23 protein-coding genes are annotated in these 20,527 nt (G+C 64.8%); 21 read left to right on the top strand and 2 right to left on the bottom strand.

What is annotated here, in order from left to right; translation table 11 throughout:
* Positions 1-489: 489 nt before the first annotated feature.
* A complete protein-coding gene (gene smpB, locus NTW26_05420) occupies positions 490-963 on the bottom strand; it encodes an SsrA-binding protein SmpB (GenBank protein MCX7021703.1) in 474 nt (157 codons plus the stop codon).
* A 116-nt stretch (positions 964-1,079) separates the two neighbouring features.
* On the opposite strand from smpB, the gene NTW26_05415 reads away from it, so the two are divergent.
* The 20 genes from NTW26_05415 to NTW26_05320 all read left to right on the top strand — a co-directional run bounded on the left by NTW26_05415 (position 1,080) and on the right by NTW26_05320 (position 18,501).
* Positions 1,080-1,898, top strand: coding sequence for a hypothetical protein (locus NTW26_05415; GenBank protein MCX7021702.1), 819 nt, complete (start codon positions 1,080-1,082; stop codon positions 1,896-1,898).
* 20 nt (positions 1,899-1,918) lie between these two features.
* Positions 1,919-2,956, top strand: coding sequence for a carboxypeptidase-like regulatory domain-containing protein (locus NTW26_05410; GenBank protein MCX7021701.1), 1,038 nt, complete (start codon positions 1,919-1,921; stop codon positions 2,954-2,956).
* Positions 2,957-3,005: 49 nt separating this feature from the next.
* Positions 3,006-4,157 (top strand): hypothetical protein, encoded by a 1,152-nt coding sequence (locus tag NTW26_05405; GenBank protein ID MCX7021700.1) that lies wholly within the window; start codon positions 3,006-3,008, stop codon positions 4,155-4,157.
* A gap of 14 nt (positions 4,158-4,171) precedes the next feature.
* Positions 4,172-5,122 (top strand): carboxypeptidase-like regulatory domain-containing protein, encoded by a 951-nt coding sequence (locus NTW26_05400; protein ID MCX7021699.1) that lies wholly within the window; start codon positions 4,172-4,174, stop codon positions 5,120-5,122.
* Positions 5,123-5,139: 17 nt separating this feature from the next.
* Complete coding sequence (locus NTW26_05395) at positions 5,140-6,093, top strand: carboxypeptidase-like regulatory domain-containing protein (protein MCX7021698.1); 954 nt, start codon at positions 5,140-5,142, stop codon at positions 6,091-6,093.
* A gap of 12 nt (positions 6,094-6,105) precedes the next feature.
* Positions 6,106-7,050, top strand: coding sequence for a carboxypeptidase-like regulatory domain-containing protein (locus NTW26_05390; protein MCX7021697.1), 945 nt, complete (start codon positions 6,106-6,108; stop codon positions 7,048-7,050).
* 154 nt (positions 7,051-7,204) lie between these two features.
* Positions 7,205-8,650, top strand: a complete 1,446-nt coding sequence (gene guaA / locus NTW26_05385) for a glutamine-hydrolyzing GMP synthase (protein ID MCX7021696.1) — start codon at positions 7,205-7,207, stop codon at positions 8,648-8,650.
* A gap of 199 nt (positions 8,651-8,849) precedes the next feature.
* Entirely contained in the window at positions 8,850-9,119 is a 270-nt protein-coding gene (locus NTW26_05380; protein MCX7021695.1) for a type II toxin-antitoxin system Phd/YefM family antitoxin, read from the top strand.
* A gap of 78 nt (positions 9,120-9,197) precedes the next feature.
* On the top strand, positions 9,198-9,377 hold the full coding sequence (locus NTW26_05375) for a type II toxin-antitoxin system RelE/ParE family toxin (protein ID MCX7021694.1): 180 nt from the start codon (positions 9,198-9,200) through the stop codon (positions 9,375-9,377).
* A gap of 219 nt (positions 9,378-9,596) precedes the next feature.
* A complete protein-coding gene (locus NTW26_05370; protein ID MCX7021693.1) occupies positions 9,597-9,971 on the top strand; it encodes a YbjN domain-containing protein in 375 nt (124 codons plus the stop codon).
* A gap of 52 nt (positions 9,972-10,023) precedes the next feature.
* The gene (locus NTW26_05365; GenBank protein ID MCX7021692.1) at positions 10,024-10,707 is read left to right on the top strand and encodes a PspA/IM30 family protein; all 684 of its coding nucleotides are present in this window, start codon (positions 10,024-10,026) and stop codon (positions 10,705-10,707) included.
* 78 nt (positions 10,708-10,785) lie between these two features.
* Positions 10,786-11,220, top strand: coding sequence for a hypothetical protein (locus tag NTW26_05360; protein ID MCX7021691.1), 435 nt, complete (start codon positions 10,786-10,788; stop codon positions 11,218-11,220).
* 116 nt (positions 11,221-11,336) lie between these two features.
* Positions 11,337-12,593, top strand: coding sequence for an asparagine synthetase B (locus tag NTW26_05355; protein MCX7021690.1), 1,257 nt, complete (start codon positions 11,337-11,339; stop codon positions 12,591-12,593).
* 374 nt (positions 12,594-12,967) lie between these two features.
* Positions 12,968-13,519: a hypothetical protein gene (locus NTW26_05350; protein ID MCX7021689.1), complete on the top strand. Its 552-nt coding sequence runs from the start codon at positions 12,968-12,970 to the stop codon at positions 13,517-13,519.
* Positions 13,520-13,534: 15 nt separating this feature from the next.
* On the top strand, positions 13,535-14,557 hold the full coding sequence (ruvB, locus tag NTW26_05345; GenBank protein ID MCX7021688.1) for a Holliday junction branch migration DNA helicase RuvB: 1,023 nt from the start codon (positions 13,535-13,537) through the stop codon (positions 14,555-14,557).
* Positions 14,558-14,644: 87 nt separating this feature from the next.
* On the top strand, positions 14,645-15,460 hold the full coding sequence (gene murI, locus NTW26_05340; GenBank protein MCX7021687.1) for a glutamate racemase: 816 nt from the start codon (positions 14,645-14,647) through the stop codon (positions 15,458-15,460).
* An 11-nt stretch (positions 15,461-15,471) separates the two neighbouring features.
* Complete coding sequence (locus tag NTW26_05335; GenBank protein MCX7021686.1) at positions 15,472-16,128, top strand: hypothetical protein; 657 nt, start codon at positions 15,472-15,474, stop codon at positions 16,126-16,128.
* Complete coding sequence (gene trmD, locus NTW26_05330) at positions 16,128-16,802, top strand: tRNA (guanosine(37)-N1)-methyltransferase TrmD (GenBank protein MCX7021685.1); 675 nt, start codon at positions 16,128-16,130, stop codon at positions 16,800-16,802. Before NTW26_05335 ends, trmD begins: the two co-directional genes overlap by 1 nt.
* 76 nt (positions 16,803-16,878) lie before the next feature.
* Entirely contained in the window at positions 16,879-17,334 is a 456-nt protein-coding gene (locus tag NTW26_05325) for an NfeD family protein (GenBank protein MCX7021684.1), read from the top strand.
* A gap of 66 nt (positions 17,335-17,400) precedes the next feature.
* Positions 17,401-18,501, top strand: a complete 1,101-nt coding sequence (locus NTW26_05320; GenBank protein MCX7021683.1) for an SPFH/Band 7/PHB domain protein — start codon at positions 17,401-17,403, stop codon at positions 18,499-18,501.
* A gap of 400 nt (positions 18,502-18,901) precedes the next feature.
* Here the strand turns inward: NTW26_05320 and NTW26_05315 are convergent, their stop codons facing one another.
* Entirely contained in the window at positions 18,902-19,831 is a 930-nt protein-coding gene (locus NTW26_05315; GenBank protein ID MCX7021682.1) for a hypothetical protein, read from the bottom strand.
* Between the two features lie 213 nt (positions 19,832-20,044).
* On the opposite strand from NTW26_05315, the gene NTW26_05310 reads away from it, so the two are divergent.
* On the top strand, positions 20,045-20,527 hold a 483-nt coding region (locus tag NTW26_05310; protein MCX7021681.1), incomplete at its 3' end, for a hypothetical protein.

The following is a 20,527-nucleotide window of genomic DNA, read 5'->3' as shown; positions in this document are numbered from 1 at the left end:
GCACCTTGAGGGTGTTTCCATCGGCGGTGAGGGAGAACTCGGCCTCCGAATCCAGGCCCACCGAAATCCATGTCCCGGCGTCGGTGGTGCCCAGGTTCAGGCTCTGGGCCCGGTTGGCCCACACCGGTACCGCCGCGAGGAGGAGCAGGAGCAGTGTTACGGCGCCCAGGGCGTATCCGCGGCCGTGGGGATATCTGCGACCGAAGGAGACAAGGGGTTTCGCTAGAGGCGTAGCTCGCTTCGCTCGGTTTGCCGGGGGCATAGCTCGCTTCGCCGGGGGCGTAGCTCGGTTCGCCGGGGGCATAGCTCGCTTCGCTCGGTTCGCTCGGTTAAACCCCTTGCCTCTCCTCAAGGCATATCCGCGCAAGCCTCTCCCTTCGATGCGACGCTTTTACAAAGTATAACCGGAATCCGGGAAGGCATATCCGCGCAAGCCTCTCCCTTCGATGCGACGCTTTTACAAAGTATAACCGGAATCCGGGCCAACCTCTAACCGTCGTCGCCCTTGTGGCGGTAGGACTGGGCCCTCCTCGCCGTCAGCTCGTCCTCGCGCCGACGTAGCTCCTGCCGCTTGTCGTATTGACGCCTGCCGCGCCCGAGGCCGATTCGGAGCTTGACCAGCTTCCCCCGGAGGTAGAGCTCCAGGGGGACGATGGTCATCCCCCGCCGCTCCACGCCGACGGTGAGCTCCCGAATCTCGCGGTAGTGCAGGAGCAGCCGCCGAGAGCGGGCCTCTTCAGGCTGGAAGGACCCCGCCGGCTTGTACCGCGCCACGTGCATCCCCACCACCCAGGCCTCGCCTTCGGAGACCCGGACGTAGGCCTCGGCGATGGACGCATGGCCCGCGCGGATGCTCTTCACCTCGGAGCCCTCGAGGGCGATTCCCGCCTCGAAGTCCTCCTCGATGGCGTAGTCGTGCCGCGCCCGCCGGTTCCGGGCCAGAACTATGATGTCGTCATCCACGGCGCAACCGTATGGAAAGTAGCCTGCGTTCCGACCCCATTTTACTACACCTCCGCCTTTACACGCCCGCCGTTCGTGGTATCATTAATCGCGGCATACGCTTCACCGGAGGTTTCGTGAGCATCGAGTACGTGGTGACGCGCCCCTGCGCGGTCAAGGATTCCGTCGGCGGCGAGGAAGCTTTCCTGCGCGCCTGCACCTGGCGACTGATGGCCCGGACCGCCAAGCGGGAGGCCCGGAAGAAGAGACTCCGCTTCGAGGACGTGAAGCTCACCCACCGCATCGTCACCCTGGATGGGGTGGACCAGGTGGTGGAGCCGCTGTCGGACATCCTCGAGGCGGCGGCACGGTTCGATGAGAAGACCGGGCCCTGCGCCGATTGCCCGGCCTGCGTCCTGGACGACACCGCGGGGTGCTTCGGCACGGTCGGCTACCCCGTCTCCGCCGAGGCCGAGCAATGGCTCTACGACAGGATTTCCAACGAGGTGGAGCCCTGGACCGCCCGGGGCTGGCGGGAGTTCTGGAAGAACTGCCGGGCGGACCCGGCCCAAATCGCCCTTCTGCGGAGCAAGGGCGACGACTTCCTCGAGGGGACGAGCGCCTGGGGACTCACCGCGAACTCCGGCGGACGCCCCTTCACCCTCAACGCCAACGAGCTTTTAGCCGCCCTCTTCGCCGCCGGTAGCCTCAAGACCGCCGACGCCCTGATGCTCCTGGGGCTCCTGGGGGCCCTGGACTCCGACGTGGACCCCGAGGACGAGGACCGGCCCGTTATCGGCGTCTCCGAGACGGACACCGGCGAAATCGAGGAGAAGCTGGCCTTCGACATCTACCCCGAGCCCTACGACGACCCGAGCACCTGCGACCTGAAGACCTACCTCTTCGCGCTCTTCTTCGCCGCCGCCCTGGGGGTGGAGCTGCACGTGAGCCTGTAGTTTTTTCCCGGAGGTGGATTGTGGGCGTAATCCGGCCGCCTCGACTGCTGGTCCTTATTTTGTTGACGCTGCTCCTGCCCGCGACGGCGCAGAATGCGGAGGTCGAGGGCGCGACCGTAGGGCCGGCGGTGTTCGTCTCCGGTCAGTTACAGGACGCGGACGGTAACCCTGTGGCCGGCGCCGCCGTAGAGTTCACCGGGCTGGACGCGGTCCTCACCACCGACGAGGGCGGTTTCTTTAAACACGCTAAACTCTCCGAGGGAGCCGCGACCGTACGGTGCACCATAGGCGAAGACACCACCGAGCTCGTCACGCCCCCCCTCACCGCGGCGACCGCCGAGCACGTCATCCATTTTTACCTTGGGCGCGACTATATACTCCATCTCTACACCACCGAAGAGAACCCCTACGTCGCCGGCAAGCCCAACATCTACCTCTACCCCGAGGCCGAGGCCGACGTCCGCGTCTGGCTCTCCTTCGTCGGCGCGGGCCGGATGACCACTTCGGAACCCGAGTACCTCGAGGGCTGGGATGTCACCATCACCCCCGAGGGGCGGATAACCGCCTACGAGCCCGTCTACTTCCTGGACCCGGATACGGGGGAGCACTGGCCCATCCCGGCGCGGGGGGAGCCCGCGGGTGAGTACGACTACCTCTTCTACGAGGGGGAGGTCGCGGGTCCGGGGCAGCTCGATTACGGCTGGGTGGTGGACCGGGATGAGATCGAGCCCTTCTTCCGGGAAAAGCTCGCGGCCTACGGCTTCGCCGGCAGGGAGATAGAGGATTTTCTGGAGTTCTGGGCGCCCCGGCTCACCGACTACCCCCTCTTCGCCGTCTACCCCCAGGTGGGCACGGAGTACGAAAAGCTCGTCTCCCTGGGCGTCTTTCCCGCGCCGGACTCCGTCCTGCGGGTGGTGTTCACCATCCGGGGCAGTTGGGAAAAAGAGGAGTTGGCTCCGACCGAGCCGGCGATTGCGCCCTTCGAGCGCCGGGGCTTCACCGTCGTGGAATGGGGCGTCATCCTGAAACAGAGCGACGCTAAGGTTTACCTGCACTAAAATAGAAGGCAAGGGGTTTAAACCCCTTGTCTCCATGTTGGGAGGGGAAATGAAAACCGTGACCATCGTGTGCGCCCTGGTAATTTTCGCGAACCTCGCCACGGCCGTCCAGGCCCAGGAGGAGGGCGGGTTCGATATGCCCCTGTCCACGCTGACCGTAATCGTGGACACCCTGCGCATCCGCGACCTGCCGTCCGTCGAGGGCTCGGAGGTCGTCGGAACGCTCCATCTGGGCGACAAAGTGCCGTACGCGGAGATGGAGGACGACTGGGCCCGGAGTCAGGCCCCCGACGGCACCGTGGGCTGGGCCTGCATCGAGCTGGGTGGGGAGACCTTCATGGTCGAGAACATCTTCATGTCGTTCACCGGAACCCTGACCAACGCCGCGGGCGACCCCGTGGCGGGCGCGGTGATCGAGCTGGTGGGCATCGGCAAGAGCTACGTGACGGAAGAGGAGGGCTGGTTCCACGATTACGAGGTCCCGCGAGGGACCTGGGACCTGCGGGTGACCGTGGGCGACCGTTCCACGCTGTTGGAGGATGCCGTCTCCCTCGGGGACGAGACTTTTGAAAAAACCCTCACCTTCTCCTTGGACACCGATTACCAACTGACCGTCTCCCTCGAGGAGGCCGACGGCATCGCCAAGCCCAACATCTACATCTACCCCGTCGAGGAGACCGAGGTGCGGGTGAGGCTCGACTTCCCGGCGGGCGGGATGCTCACCGTCTCCGACCCGCCCTACGGCGAAGGCTGGACGGTCACCGTCACCCACGAGGGAACCATTGACGGCGAGCACACGTTCCTCTTCTACGAGGCCCGGAGCGGGGGGAAAGTCCAGCGCGAGGAAGGCTGGGTGGTGGCCCGGGGTGACCTGGGGACCTTTTTCCGGGAAAATTTAACCGCCACGGGCTTCTACGAGAATGAAATCGAGGATTTTGTCGAGTTCTGGGTGCCGCGCCTGGACGACCGCCCCTTCTTCGCCCTCTACCCCCAGTACGACCCCATCTACGACGGGATGGTCGGCCTCGAGGTCGAGCCGGAGCCCTGGACCGTCATCCGGCTGGCCTACGCCGTCGAGGGGCTGGACGAGGTTTTCGACCTGATGCCGGCGACGATTCCGGCCCGCGAGATCGGCGGCTTCACCGTCCACGAGTGGGGGGTCATCCTCAGCCCCGGTGACATGGACGCCTACCTCTACTAAAAAAGGGGGAGCAGATGCGAACGACCGTTCTTATTCTCATCGCAATCGCCCTGAGCGCGACGGCTTCCGAGACGGCGACCATGACCGGCATCGTCCACGACCTCGCCGGCGACACAGTCTCCGGCGCCTCCGTCGAGCTCTTTCCGGCCAGGGAAACCGACGTGGAGAAGACGAGCGGCGTCGAGCCGAGCCTGGAGAACCATCCCTGGCTCTTCACGGACGAGCCGCTCTACCAGGCGACGACCGACGATAAGGGCTGGTACTCGCTCGAGGGCATCCTGCCCGACACCTACGACTTCATCTGCCGGAGCAGCGACTACGAACCGGCCTACGCCCTCGACATCGCCGTCACCGCCGGGGAGAAGCTGACCTACGACTTCATCCTGGAGTACATGACGGAGGTGAAGAAGCCCAACATCTACCTCTACCCGGAATCGGAAACCGCCGTGACGGTGCGGTTGGGGTTCCCCGCCGGGGGCGGAGTGACGGCCTCGGAGCCGACTTACGATGACGGTTGGACGGTGGGCGTCGCGCCCGACGGGAAAATCGAGGGCGGGTACGGCCACCTGTTCTACGAGGCCCAGGTGCCGGCGGACTGGCAATTCGACCGGGGCTGGGTCGTACAGCAGCGGCAACTGGAGGAGTTCTTTACCGAGAACCTCGCCGCCCACGGCTTCAACGAGCGCGAGACCGCCGACTTCATCGAGTACTGGATCCCCCGCCTGGAGGGCAGCGCCTTCTACGTCATCTACCCCCAGTACGCTCGGGAAATCGAGCCCCGGATTACGCTCACCGTCCTGCCTCCGCCGGCCGAAATCTTCCGCCTCTACTACGTCATCTCCGGCGTGGACCTCGTGGACCGCTACGTCTCCGAGCCGGTAATCCCGATCTTCCACCACTTCGGCTTCACGGTCTGCGAGTGGGGCGTCGTCATTGAACAGGGCGACGGTAACCGGATTTACTGACTCTTTCGGGAGGAATCATGCGCGGACCCGCCATCTTCCTGTTGCTCTCTATCATTGCGTCCGTCGCGGACGTCGCCCCGTTCACTCCCTCGAATCCGGAGATCGTCATCGAGGTCGCGGCTGAGGGAGAACAGCCCTCTCTGACCGGGGAGGTGCTGGACGGTGCCGACCAGTGTCCCCTCATCGGGGCGCAGGTGACCCTTACACGCCGTGACCCCGGCACGGAAGACGACGTCTCCTATCATAAGCCGGACTTTATTGCCCAAACCGGCGCCCAAGGCCGCTTCAGCATTGGGGACATCCCGCCGGGGCCGTACCTGATGAACTGCGAAACCGGTGAATACACCCCTCTGACGCCGATCATGTTCACCATCGAAGCCGGCAGCCGATACACCTGCCGCATCCTGCTCGACTACGACGCGGGGCTGATTGACCGCCGGCCCAACCTCTACCTCTATCCCGAAGCGACCGCCGAGATCGCCGTCCAGCTACTCCTGCCCGCCAGCGCCGCCCTCCTCACCGCCGATCCGCCCTACGCCGACGGCTGGTTGGTCACCGTCACGCCGGAGGGCCGGATCAACGACACCTGCGACTATCTCTACTATGAGGTCCGCCTGCCGGAGATCGAGACTCCCGCCCACTGCTGGATCGTCCCCGCCGCCGACCGGGAAGGCTCCTTCCGGGAGATCCTCACGGGTTGCGGCTTCATCGGTCGCGAGATCGAGGATTTCATCGAGTGGTGGATCCCCCGCCTGGACCACCCCGGCGATTACGTCGTTCGGCCCCTGGTGGATGACAGGGTGGACGCCCTCTACACCCTCGACATCTCCCCCGCACCCGACTCCCTCCGCCGCGTCGTCTTCCTGATCGAGGAGGTCCCGCCGGGTGTTAAGATAGACATCTCCTCCCCCGTCATCCCCCCCGTCGCCCGGGAGGGCTTCACGGTCGTCGAGTGGGGGGTCATCCTGTAGGAGAGGATGCCGATGGGAAAAATACCGGTCTTGCTGGTGCTGGCCTTAATCACGGCGGCGCTCCCGGCGGAGGATTACGCCACGCTGTCGGGGGTGGTCTGCAACGAGAGCGGGATGCCCATTCCCTACGCCACCATCCGGGTTGGAGGCACGGACATCCACGCCACATCCGACGAGGACGGGTACTTCGAAACCCTCGTCCCCCCGGGGGTGTACGACGTAACCTGCTCCGCCCCGGGATACGTGGACTTCACGCTGAAGGATCTGCTGATAATCGCGGGCATCCGTTCGACCGTGCATATAACACTGCGACGCCCCCCCGACGATCAGGTTCTCACCGTCGAGAAGCCCAACATCTACCTCTACCCGCCACAGACGACCGACGTTACGGTCCGGCTGGAGATGGCCGACGGCTGCGCGTTGACCCGCTCCGACCCGACCTACGGCGACGGCTGGAACGTCACCGTCGAGCCGGACGGCTACCTATCCGACAGCCGGGGCTACATCGTCGGCGAGGTCGAAGGCAAGGAGGTCATCTTCGACGCCCCGCGCTACGGCTACCTCTTCTACGAGGCCGACGCGCCCGACGTCTGGCAGCGGGGGCGCGGCTGGATTATCACCCGCGACGTCCTGGGCGACTTCTTCACCAGCATCCTGGGGGAGTACGGTTTCGCCGACCGCGAGGTGGACGACTTTCTGGAATACTGGACGCCGCGGTTGACCGAATCCTCGTTCTACGCGGTCTACCCCCAGACGGACGAGATTGACGCCGTGGTGGAGCTGCGCGTCGAACCGGAGCCGGACTCCGTCCTGCGCCTTTTCTTCCTGATCGAACCGCTGGATGAGACCACGGCGACGGCGGACTGGTATCTTCCCGAGCCGGTGATTCCGAAGTTCGAGCGCCAGGGCTTCACCGTCGTCGAGTGGGGGGTCTGCCTGGCGGACACCCTGAGGTAATCCACCCGAAACGAAAGACCTCCCCCCGCAGGGGGCAAGGGGCGGAACAAGGGGGGAACAAGGGGTTTAAACCCCTTGTCTTACCCTTGTCTTACCTCTTGTCTCTATATCCGCGGGAGGTTTTTTTACGTGCTCCACCCGCCCCGAGTCTCTATTGCTGCGTTTCAACACGGCGGCCGGGGAACTGGCTGGCCGCAAGCCGGCCGGGATCATTCTTTCCGGCGGACCGGCGAGCGTACTGGATGCGGGGTCACCCCTGTGCGATCCGGCCATCTACGATCTGGGGGTTCCCGTGCTGGGCATCTGCTACGGCCTGCAGGCCACGGTGGAGCGCCTGGGCGGCGAGGTCGGCCGGGCCACGCGCAAGGAGTACGGCCCCGCCCTGCTCTCCATCACCGACTCCTCCGATCTTTTCGCCGGGCTGAGCCTGGAGGAGCCGGTGTGGATGAGCCACGGCGACCGGGTGGAATCCCTGCCGCCCGGCTTCGAGGCCATCGCCCACACTCCGAACTCGCCCTACGCCGCGGTGCGCGACAAGGGCCGGTCCATCTACGGCGTTCAGTTCCACCCCGAGGTGCACCACACCCCCGAGGGCCCGGCCATCCTGGCCAACTTCCTCTACCGCGTCTGCGGCTGCGCCGGCGATTGGCGGATGAGCTCCTTCATCGAGTCAACGATTGAAAGGGTGCGCGATGAGGTGAAGGGCGGGCGCTTGGTCAGCGGCATCTCGGGCGGGGTGGACTCCACGGTCAACTCGGTGCTCTTGCACCGGGCGCTGGGCGACCGTCTGCACTGCATCTTCGTGGACAACGGCGTCCTGCGGACCGACGAGGTGGCGGAGGTCATGGAGTGCTACGCCGGGCTCGGCCTGCCGGTGAAGATGGTGGACGCGTCGGAGGAGTTCCTCACCGCCCTGGCCGGGGTGACCGACCCGGAGACCAAGCGCAAGCGCATCGGCCACACCTTCATCGAGGTCTTCCAGCGCGCCGCCGACGGCATATCGCCGAGGCCCGAATTCCTCGCCCAGGGCACCCTCTACCCCGACGTGATAGAGAGCGTGTCGGTCAAGGGCCCCTCGGCCACGATAAAGAGCCACCACAACGTGGGCGGCCTGCCGGATACGATGCGCCTGAAGCTGGTGGAGCCGCTGCGCGAGCTCTTCAAGGACGAGGTGCGCGCGGTGGGGCGGGAGCTGGGCCTCCCGGAGAAAATCCTGGGGCGCCACCCATTCCCCGGCCCCGGGCTGGCGATTCGCATTTTGGGCGAGGTGACCCGGGAGCGGCTCGTGGCCCTACGCGCCGCCGACGTGATCTACCTCGAAGAACTTCATGCGGCGGGAATCTACGACGACATCTGGCAGGCCTTCGCCGTCCTTCTGCCGATCAAGAGCGTGGGGGTTATGGGCGACGAGCGCACCTACGCCAACACCGTCACCCTGCGCGCCGTGACCAGCGTGGACGGCATGACCGCCGACTGGTACCGCATGCCCTACGAGGTGCTGGCGAAAATCTCCAGCCGGATAATCAACGAGGTCCCCGGCGTCAACCGGGTGACCTACGACGTGTCCTCGAAACCCCCGGCCACCATCGAATGGGAATGACCGGAGGGAACGCCGCGTAAGTCGCACTTCGCGGGGACGGTCCTCGAATTGGTGAACCTCTCCTCGCGGGGCTAAAAACCGCCTGCTACTATCGAGTGGGAGTGACCGGAGGGAACAAAGGGGGAGGTAGGTTGACACTAGGAGAATGGTTCGGTTACAATATGTACGTAACGTACATTATGTACATTTAGGAGCAGCGATGAAGACCATCTCCATAACCGAAGCCCGGGCGACCTTGGCCGACCTGCTAAACAAAATCCACTACGGTCTAGAGGATTACATCATCACCCGACGCAACAAGAAACAGGCGGTGCTCATCCCGCCGCAGCGCTACCAGCTCTTTCTCGAACTCTTAGAGAGATACGAGGATGAGATGGACAACCGGGAGGCGGAAAAAATTCTAAAAGAGGTGCGGCGGGAAGGCACAATCAGCCTGGAACAGCTTAAAGCCGAGCTTGGACTGGATTAGATGGCTTACCGGGTGGTCTTGACGAAACGGGCGTACCGGGATTTGAAATAGCTGAATCCTACCGTTAATGCACGGATAATCAAGAAGATAGAGCAACTGTCACCGGAGCCGCGACCGCCTGGGGTTCGAAAGTTAACCGACTCGGCCGACCGCTACCGTATCAGAATCGGCGACTACAGGGTCATCTATCAGGTCGAGGATGACCGGCTGCTGATTTTAATCATCCGCGTGAGGCACAGACGGGATGTATACCGGTAGCCGATGCCACTTGGTATAATCTCTTTTTCAACACCCACACCCAGGTTCGCATCTATCCCTTCACAGTGGTTGCGGTGACGACGGTTGCTTTTTACTTATTCCCGAAGACGCACGCCACAACCGCCCGACCGATTCCCCTTGCCCGGCAAGACTCCCTTTGGTAGACTAGGTTTCCAGAAACGCCGAACCGCCGATTTTTAAAAAATTCAAGGGGGCGCCATGCTCACGCCTACGAAACTCGAACACTTCTTCCTCAACCTGAACTACGACTACAACCAGGTCGCCGAGGGGGTCTGGGTGATCAACGCCGACCACGACGACTCGACAAACGTGGTCGTCTCGGTGGCGGAGAACCTGGTCCTCTTCCGGCTGAAGCTGGCCGAGGTTCCGGCCGACGCGGACGTCGCCTTGTTCAAGAAGCTCCTGGGCTTGAACATGAAGCTGGACCACGGCGCGGTCGCCATTGACGGCAACGACCTGGTCCTCGTGGACTCCGTGGAGGGCGCCGGCATCCACGCCGACGAAATCCACGCCAGCGTCATGGCCCTGGAGAACGGCGCGCAGATGATTTACGACGCCATCCGCAAGGGCTAGCCTTATTTTCCACATGCAAGGGTAAAAAACCTCACCGGATACGGGGGAGATCATGGGAATCTTCAAGCGCATGGGTGACATCCTCAAGGCGAACATCAACGCCATGCTGGAAAAGGCCGAGGACCCGGAAAAGCTGCTCAACCAGATGGTGTACGAGATGGAGGAGCACTACGCCGAGGCCAAGAAGCAGGTGATGGTGACCGTCGCCGACGAGAAGCGGCTCTGCAACCAGTACGAAAGGGACAAGAAGGAAGCCTTCGACTGGGCCGAAAAGGCCAAGCAGGCCATGGACGCGGGTCGCGAGGACCTGGCCCAGGAGGCCCTTCTGCGCAAGACGAACGCCGCCGATAGCGCCCGCGGCTTCAAGGAGCAGTGGGAGAAGCAGAAGCAGGCCACCGAGGCCCTGAAGAACTCGCTCCGCCAGCTCCAGCGCAAAATAGAGGAGTGCAAGAGCCAGAAGCAGCTCCTCATCGCCCGGGCCAAGCGCGCCGACGCCCAGAAGAAAATCCACGAGACCATGGCCGACATCAACGACTCCGGCGCCTTCTCCACCTTCGACCGCATGGAGGAAAAGGTGGACAAGCTCGAGGCCGAGGGCGAGGCCGCCGTGGACATGGCCGAGCTCGAAACCGACAGCCTCGACAAGGAGTTCAAGGAGCTGGAGAAGGTCGGCGTGGACGAGCAGCTCAAGCGCCTGAAGAGCGGCGACGCCGACTCCGACTTGAAGGACCTGTAAACCGGTTTCGCATCAAGAGACGGGGGAGGGGCCGCACCGCTCCTCCCCCGCGTCATTCTTACCCACGAAGGGGCGGCCATGGCCGGGCACGGGCAGGGTTACTACGAGGCGCTCAAGGTCAAGAAGCTCTTCGAGAAGGACCTGGCGCGGGTCTTGGAGGACGTCAAGCTGTGGGAGGAGCGCCGCCGACTGGCCGAGGGGGCCGCCAAGCCGCACCTCGTCGAGGCCGCCGAGGGGAAACTCGCGGAGCTGAAAGAGGACGAGGGGCGCTGCCGCGGGAAAATCGCCGAGGCCGATAAGCTCCTGGCCGAGGCCGCCCTCGCCGAAGGGGCCGGGCCCGACCTCACCCCGACCGACCGGGCGGAGCTCCTCAAGGGGCAGATTGACGACATGGTGGGGGAGGAATCCAAGACGGGCCAGGAGGCGGATAAGGTTTCAAGGGAGCAGAAGTCCGCCGAGGATTTGGAGCGACTGAAGAAGGGCGAGGCCGACGCCGACCTGGCGGACCTTTAAGCAGTCGGCACAGGTCGCTACCGCTTGCATCATTGATTTAATTTCCGTAGGGCGGGGGCTCCGTACCCCGCCTGTCTTGGAACGCCTGTACACACCGCTCGTATAATATCCGTCCCATGAAACGCCTGCCACTCATCATCCTCCTCTTCGCCCTCGCCCCGGCCTGGGGAAAATACCTTATCCCCATGGACTCCGCGCAGACCGACCACCTCAAGGCCTACGGCGTGGCCTACTGGGTCCTTTCGCAAGGGTACGACTGCGAGTGGCTGTTGAACTACCGCGGCGGGAGCTGGCTCACCCCCGACATCCCGGGCCTGGTCGAGCTGGCGGCGGTGCGCGGGGTGACGCTGGAATCGGTGGACGACGGCGCCGAGGCGGCCATCCGAGCCACCATCGAGACCGAGAACATGGACTCCGTCCTTCTGGAAATGGCGCCCCAGGTGGCGGTTTACGCCCCCGACACCTACGAGCCCTGGGACGACGCGGTGATGCTGGCGCTCACCTACGCCGAGATACCCTACGAGCGCATCTGGGACGCCGAGGTCCTGGCCGGGGATCTGGACCACTTCGACTGGCTCCACCTGCACCACGAGGACTTCACCGGGCAGTACGGGAAATTTTCCCAGTCCGAGGGCGGGGCGGAGTGGTTCCGCACGATGCGGTCGGAGTTCGAGCGGGCGGCGCACGAGGCCGGTTACGCCACGGTGCCCGAACATAAGCTGGCCGTGGCGGAAAAGATACGCCAATACGTGGAGTCGGGCGGGTTCTTGTTCGCCATGTGCTCGGCCCCGGCGAGCCTGGACGTGGCCCTGGCCGCCGCCGGGATAGACATCGTGGACCCCTCCATTGACGGCACGCCCGTCACGCCGGGCTACAACTCCAAGCTCGACTACTCACGCTGCCTGGCCTTCACCGACTTCGAGGTTTACCCCGACCCGAACCTGTACGAGATTTCGTCCATAGACACGCCCCGGGGGCGGGGGCTCTACGACCTGCCCGCCGGGGTGCGGCCCACCTTCACCCTCTTCGAGTTCGCCGCCAAGTTCGACCCCATCCCCACCCTCCTGACCCAGTGCCAGGTCCGCACCATCCCCGACTTCATGGGGCAGGACACCGCCTTCGTCCGCGACCAGGTAAAGGACTCCTGCGTGATTCTGGCCACGGTGGACGGGCTGGACGAGGTGAAGTACCTCTACGGGGTTTGCGGGGAAGGGGCCTTCAGCTTCCTCGGCGGCCACGACCCCGAGGATTTTCAGCACTTCGTCGGCGACCCGCCCACCGAGCTCTCGCTCTACCCCCACTCGCCGGGCTACCGGCTGATATTGAACAACGTCCTCTTCCCCGCCGCGCAGAAAAAGCCCCTGAAGACATAACCCCCTCTCCCTCCCAGGGAGAGGGCTGGGGTGAGGGTCTGGTCTAGGAACGGCGGGGACTAAAGTCCCCGCCCTACATTCAAGCACCAAGTGGTGGTGAATCCAGCGGGCGGGTGTGGACACCCACCCCTACGTCATCGCAAATGCGAGGCACGGGTCGGGGTGGGTAAGGGTCGCCTTATGTCCCCTCTCCCTTTAAGGGAGAGGGTGAGGGTAGAGACGTAGAAGCGGCGGGGTTAGGTATCCCCGCTGGACGCCGTGGTCGCCTTTTGAGGCGGGCGGATGACCGCAGGGAAGGGGAGCGCCCGGCCGCTCCCCTTTTCTTTCCCTTGACAAGCCGGGGCGGGGCGGGTAGTTTTGCGGGTGGAGGGACGATGAAAAGCCCCCTGCCCTTTTTCGTCGCGCTGGCGCTCCTCGGCGGCTGCTTCACCCTGCCGACGGGGCCCCTTCCCGACCTCTCCACCCCCTATAAAACACTTAAGTTACTGCGCGACTCCTACTCCAACCTAGACTACGGCGGCGTGGACTACGTACTCAACAGAAATTTTGGCGGATTCCTCTTCATCTTCGATCCCGACGACGATAAGGATTCCGTAGTGAACGGATTTACAATCCCCTTCGACTGGGGTCGCGACCAGGAGCTCATCGCGACCCAGCACATGTTCGATGACGCCGAGAGGATATTGATAGACCTGAATTTGGAGGGCATGCAACCACCACCGGAGGGTGCGAGGCACTACTCCAGCAACTGGCTTAGTTACACCATCATCTACTACTCTATATCGCAGGACGACTCCTTCATCGTCAACGGGAACGCCCAGTTCGAGCTGGAGAAACAGGGTGAGGATTGGATAATCACCCGCTGGGTGGATGAGAAGGTCGGCGAGCATTCCTGGGGCTGGCTCAAAGCCTGGTACCGCCTGTAACGCGAGGAGCCTCCAGTGCCCGAGTCGAGCGTCGTAGACCCCACCCCGCAGCCCGAGGACTTCGTCGAGCGCAACCTGCGCCCCGACAAGCTGTCGGACTTCGTCGGCCAGCGGGGGGTGAAGGAGCAGCTCGTGGTATTCATCGAAGCCGCCCGGCGGCGCGGCGAGGCCCTCGACCACGTCCTTTTATCCGGCCCCCCCGGGCTGGGCAAGACCACCCTGGCCAACATCATCGCCCGCGAGACCGGCGTGGAGCTGCGGAGCACTTCGGGACCCGCCCTCGAGCGCCCCGGCGACCTGGCCGGCATCCTCACCGCCCTCGACCACCGCGACATCCTCTTCATTGACGAGGTCCACCGCCTGCCCACCATCGTCGAGGAGTACCTCTACCCGGCGATGGAGGACTTCCGGCTGGACATCGTGATAGATTCCGGTCCGGCGGCGCGCTCCATCAAGCTCGACCTCAAGCACTACACCCTGGTGGGGGCGACGACGCGAGTGGGGCTCCTGTCGTCGCCTCTGCGGGCGCGATTCGGCGTGGCGCTGCGCCTCGGCTACTACCCCGTGGAGGATATAGACACCATCCTGCGGCGCTCGGCGAAAATCATGGGCGTCGGGATAGACGACAAGGGCCTGGGGGAGATAGCCCGCCGCAGCCGGGGCACGCCCCGGGTGGCGAACAGATTGTTGCGCCGGGTGCGCGATTACGCCGAGGTGAAGGCCGACGGGGCGATCACCGCGAAGGTGGCCGACGAGGCGCTCGGGCTTTTGGGCGTGGACTCGGCCGGGCTCGACGAGATGGACCGGACGGTCCTTAAGACCCTGTGCGAGAAGTTCGGCGGAGGGCCCACCGGGGTGAAGACCATCGCCGTGGCCGTGGGCGAGGAGCCGGACACCCTGGAGGAGGTCCACGAGCCGTTCCTGATTCAGGAGGGCTTCATCACCCGCACCCCCCAGGGGCGGGTGGCCATGCCCCGGGCCTGGGACCACCTGGGCCTCACGCCCAGGCGGGGGCGGCAGAGCGAGATGAACCTGTAGCGGAAGCGGTCGCGGCTCATAGAGAGGGGCGGAACATCCGCCTCTTTTTTAGGGCGCTTGTGGTAAGATTGCCTCGGAGGTTCTCCGATGTCCGATCCCGGCGCCCCCATCGGCGTTTTCGACTCCGGCGTCGGCGGGCTGACCGTGGCCCGGGCGGTGGTCGAGCGCCTGCCCCGCGAGACCCTGGTGTACCTGGGCGACACGGCGCGGGTGCCCTACGGAGGCAAGTCCCCGGCCACCGTCATCCACTACACGCGCCAGGCCCTCGCCTTCTTTGAGAAGATGCGGGTCAAGCTCGTGGTGGTGGCGTGCAACACGGCCAGCGCCGTGGCGCTGCCCACGCTCGCGCGGGAGGCGAAGCTGCCCCTCGTGGGCGTGGTGGAGCCCGGGGCGCGGGCCGCCGTCAACCATACAAAAACCGGCGTCATCGGCGTCATTGGGACGCGCGCCACCGTCGCCAGCGGCAGCTACGAGGAGGCCATCCACCGCCTGAGGCCGGACGCGACGGTTCATTCCCGCCCCTGCCCCCTCTTCGTCCCCCTGGCCGAGGAGGGCTGGCTGACCGGCTCCGTCCCGCGCTGGGTGGCGCAGAGCTACCTGGAGCCCCTGCGCGCGACGGGGGTGGACACCCTGGTCCTGGGCTGCACCCACTACCCGCTTTTAAAAGACGTCATCGCCCAGGCCATGGGCGCGGGGGTGACGCTGGTTGACTCGGCCGAGGAGACGGCCCGCGCCGTGGACGAGCTCCTGGACGCCAACGGGCTGGCCAATTACTCCGGCTCCGGCGGCGGGCACGCCTTCCACGCCACCGACGTCTCGGAGACCTTCCTCGCCATCGCGCAAAACTTCTTCTCGGGCCCGGTGGGGGAGTTGGAAATCGTGGACCTGGAGAGCTTTTCCTGATTCGAGGACCCATGCGGACGACCGCGATACTCATCCTGGCGCTGTGCCTCGCCGCGGGGGCGGAGCTATCCTACGACGCGGCGCTATACCACTTCGAGGAGATAGGCATCCTGAACTTCCGCGTCAACGCCACCGCCGTCGGCGACAGCATCGTGCTGGAGTGGGGCGGCTACGACTTCAACGAGCTCACCGTGGGCTTGAAGGAGATGTCGGCCGACGTGGAGTACCTGGGCCTGGCCGAGTTCCGCTCCGAGGACGGCTTCAGCTCGCCTCTGTACATCAGCGCCGGGGCCGAGGTCACCGACGCCGACGGCTTCCAGCCCCGGTGGGATAAGGTCCAGCGCACCGGGAGCTTCTCCCGCTGGCAGGCGGTCCACATCGTCGTCTGGCTCAAGGACGACTACGGGCTCTACGCCATGCAGGACGTGGGCCTGCCCACGGTGCGGCCGTACCTGCCCGAAAAGTTCTCCCAGCTGGTGATAATAAACAAGAACCCCGAGGCCAACCTGCCGGCGGTGGTCAACGGCGAGGACTGGGGCACGGTACCGGCGCCGCCCGCGGACCGCATCAGCTTCCACCTCTGGGGCTACCAGCCGCTGGGACCGGTCAACGTCAACGGCCATGACTACCACGTCGAGGACGGCATCGAGCTGGTCGTCGCACCGTGATGTTCGAAGCCGACATCATCACCCTCTTCCCCGGCCCGGTACAGGCGTACCTGGAGAGCTCCATTATGGGGCGCTCCTCGGCCAAGGGACTGGCCCGCCTGTGCGCGGTGGACCTGAAGGACTACTGCGGCGGGAACCACCACCTGGCCGACGGCGAGCCCTTCGGCGGCGGGGCGGGGATGCTCTTGAAGCCCGAGCCCATCTTCGCCGCGGTGGAGGACCTGCGGCGCGAGAACACCCGGGTGATTCTCACCGACCCCGGCGGGCGGGTGCTGGATCACCCCCTGGCTCGGGAGCTATCGCTGGAGGAGCACCTGGTCTTCATCTGCGGCCGCTACAAGGGCGTGGACGAGCGGGTGCGGACGTTGGCGGACCTCGAGCTGTCGCTGGGGGATTTCGTCCTGTCGGGGGGGGAACTGGTGGCGCTGGCGGCGGTGGAGGCGGCGGTGCGCCTGATTCCCGGCGTCCTCTCCGACGCCGAGGCGGCCCTGGAGGACTCCTTCGAGGGTGAGGGGTTCCTGGACTGCCCCTGGTACACCCGACCGGCGGCGTTTCGGGGGATGACCGTCCCCGAGGTGCTGCTATCGGGGGACCATGAAGCGGTGAAAAGATGGCGCCGCGAGCGGTCGCTCGAACGGACGAGCCGGCTCCGGCCCGATCTTCTGGATGAATGACCCGCGCGTTTCATTTTTCGCCCCGACCCGGTATAATGGTGGGGTAGACTGACAAGGTTTCCTCCAAGGAGCGCCTATGGAGATCTACGCATGGCACCTGTGGCTGATCGCCGGGTTCCTCCTGGCCGTGGCCGAAATTGTGGTCCCCGGCTTCTTCCTCTTGCCCTTCGGCGTGGCGGGGATGCTCACCGCCGCCGTGTCCCTCACCGGCATGGCCGTCGTCTGGCAGATAGCCGTCTTCGTCCTGGCCGGTGGCATGTTTCTCTTCCTGACCCGCAAATTCTTCGTCAAGGCCGAAAAGGTCGCTCACGCCGAAGACACCAAGACCAACATCGAGGCCCTGGTGGGCAAGACGGGCATCGTCACCCAGCCGGTGAGCTACGACCGGCGGGGCTACGTCAAGGTCGGCGGCGAGGAATGGGGCGCCGTATGGCCCAAGGACGACGGTTACACCTTCGAGGTCGGGCGGCGGGTCAAGCTCGTCGGCGTGGACGGCATCAAGTTCACCATCGCCCCCCACGAGGGCGAATGACCCGGCGCCGCCGGACCCCTTCTATTTAGTCCAAAAACCTCAACACGACAGTGACGGAGGTGTGACTTGCTGAAACTGCGCTATCTGGTTCCGGTCCTCGTGATGTGCCTGGCCTCGGCCAGCTTCGCCGCGGACTTGGGCGGCATCAGCGTCGGGACGATCATCGCCCTGGGCGCGATTTTTCTGTTCCTGTTGGTCTTCGCCATCGCCGGCTTCAAGGTGGTCAGACAGGCCGAAGTGATGGTCATCGAACGCCTGGGCAAGTACACGAAGACCCTGAAGAGCGGCCTGCACCTGATCATCCCGATCATAGACAAGCCGCGCAAGGTGATATGGACGCGCAACATCAACGTCCGCGGACGCGTCTACACCCAGCGCGAGTACAAGGACCGCGTGGACCTCCGCGAGCAGGTCTTCGACTTCCCGGCCCAGTCGGTCATCACCAAGGACAACGTCCGCATGCAGGTCAACGCGCTTTTGTACTTCCAGATAACCGACCCGCCCAAGGCGCTCTACGAGATTCTGAACCTCCCCGATGCCATCGAGAAGCTGACCCAGACCACGATGCGTAACGTGATGGGCGAGCTTGACCTGGACGAGACCCTGATCAGCCGCGACGTCATCAATAACAAGCTGCGGCTGGTCCTCGACGAGGCCACGGACAAATGGGGCGTCAAGGTCAACCGCGTGGAGATCCAGGATATTCTCCCGCCGCCGGAGATCGATGCGGCGATGCAGATGCAGTCCACCGCCGAGCGTGAGCGCCGCGCGAAGATTCTCACCGCCGAGGGCGATAAGCGGTCCGTCATCCTGCGCGCCGAGGGAGACCGGGAGAGCCGCATCGCCCAAGCCGAGGGCATGAAGCAGGCGGCCATTCTCACCGCCGAGGGGTACAAGCAGAAGCAGGTCCTGGAAGCCACGGGTGACGCCGACGCCCGCCGCATCCGCGCCGAGGCCGAGGCCGCCGCCCTCGAGTTCGTCAAGACCGCCGTGGACGCCTCCATCGCCCCCGGATACCTCGTGGCCCTGCGTTACATGGACACCCTCAACGAGATTGCCCAGGGCGAGGCCAACAAGGTCTTCTTCCCGCTGGAGCTCACCAACGTGCTTGGCAGCGTAGGCACGCTGACCGATCTGTGGAAGTTCACCCCGCCGGCGAAGAAGTAGCCCGGCCACCGGAAGCGGTAGAAAACGGGCGGACCTAAAGGTCCGCCCCTTTTTATAAAGCGTGAATCGTGCTTCACCCTCGTAGGGGCCGCCCTACATCATCGCAACCCACGAGTGTAGCGGCCTCCCTCTCCCTGTGGGAGAGGGTTGGGGTGAGGGCTGCCTTAGAAAAAACGGAGGGGACTAAAGTCCCCGCCCTACATGTCCCCTCTCCCTTCCAGGGAGCGGCGCGCCGACGGGTTAAGGTGAGGGTCGGTGTCGGGAACGCAGATATGGCGGAACCACGGGCGGGTGTGGACACCCGCCCCTACGTTATTCCGGCGCGATTCCAACCCGGAGGTGCTGCCTTCGATGTAAAAGCGGCCCCCACGGGCCGTTTTTTCAACCGAACATCTGTTCGCTACTCCCCCACCTCCCCCGTCCCCGGGTCCACGGAAAGCTCGATGACGGGACAGTAGTCGAAATGCTTCCAATCGGCCTCCCACACGCCCGAATCCTCCAGGGGGAAGGCCTCCCAGGACCACGTCCCGTCCACGTGACCGGCGAAGGGGTCCAGGTAGCCGTCCACCCGCAGCGTGAGGGTGTAATCCCAGAAGTACGCCGTGGCGCCGAACCAATCCAAAAAGCCGTCGCCGTCTTTGTCGCGCGGAACCATCCGATCTATGACGAAGGTCTCGTCCGCCCCCGCCACTTCGATGGTCAGCCGGAAGTCGTCCACGTAGTCCAGCCCGGTGAGCATGAAGCTCACCGCCGCCCCGGAACCGAGCGAAGCGAGCTGTGCCTCCGGCAAATCCTCGCCGGACCAGTCGCCGCAGACCGGTGTCGGGTAGTCGTAGCCCGCCTCGATCTCCCAGAGCGGCTCGGGTTCATCAGTCGAGGCGAGGAGCCCCATCCCGACCCGCTGGAGCACCGTCGGCGACCGCAGAAGATTCTTCTCCTCGATGTACGCCCTCACCAGTTCCATGATGGCCGGGGAATCGAGGGATTCGGGAACCTCGGCCTCGGCACCGTAGGAGCCCGACACCTCCTCGGCGGTCACGCCGCCCGAGGGGTCCACCGTGAGGCACAGGTAGACCTCCCCCGCGCGGTAGTAAAACCGCCAGGAGCTGTCGAAGAGGCCGCCGTCCGTGAGGAGGCCGTCCGGGTCCACGACGCCCGAAACACCCGAGCAGGGCGCGTCCGGATTCCAGTCCCCGGCCACGGGGTCGGCCAGGGCTCGGGCCCAGAGATATCCGAGCTCCGCCGGAGCGGAGGGTCCCGCGGGCGTCTCGCAGCCCGGGAGAAGAAGCGCCGCGAGGAGCCCAGGAGGGATGAGAAAAAAACGCCGCATGGTCCTCCCGAGAAACCAACATATACCCCGGACCGCCTTCCCGTCAAGACTCGTCTTCGGGCACCATTTGACGCCTTCTGCGTATTTAATGGGGGTTCGGATGGCGGGTGACCCTCGTCTTTTCATCCGGGCCCCCTTCGAGGTTGACAGCCCCTGGACCGGCGTGTCAAAATCGCCTGCCACAACACCATCCGTCGGAACGCCGTCGCAATCATGCCCATAAAAGGCCCCGTTTACGCCCTCCTGGTCGTCCTCCTCCTCGGCGCGACCGTCCACGCGCAGGATAAGGCGCCCGTCATCCGCGCCATGGAGGTCCGCGGCAACCACATCTACGACGACCAGTACGTCTTCGAGCGCGTCTCCTCGCGCGTCGGCCAGCCCCTGGACACCGACGTCGTCGCCGCCGACATCACCCGCCTCTTCGACCAGGGCGTCTTTGACGACGTCGCCATCCTGACGGAGCCCTACGAGGACGGGGTAAAGCTCATCTTCGAGGTGGTGGAGCGGGCGACCATCGGCGTCGTGTCCTACATCGGCGTGAAGGATCTCGACGAGGACGACGTGGCTAAGGCCATCGAGAGCCGGGTCACGAGCGGTCAGCCCCTCGACCCGTCGGTCCTGAACGCGGCCGTGTTGGCTATCAAGGACCTGGCCGAAGAAAAGGGGCTCATCCGCTGCAGCGTCACCCCCGAGACC

It is taken from the genome of bacterium (assembly GCA_026398675.1).
Classification (GTDB): domain Bacteria; phylum RBG-13-66-14; class RBG-13-66-14; order RBG-13-66-14; family RBG-13-66-14; genus RBG-13-66-14.
Note: the sequence above shows the minus strand (reverse complement) of the source record. Positions and strands in the feature narration are given on the sequence as shown.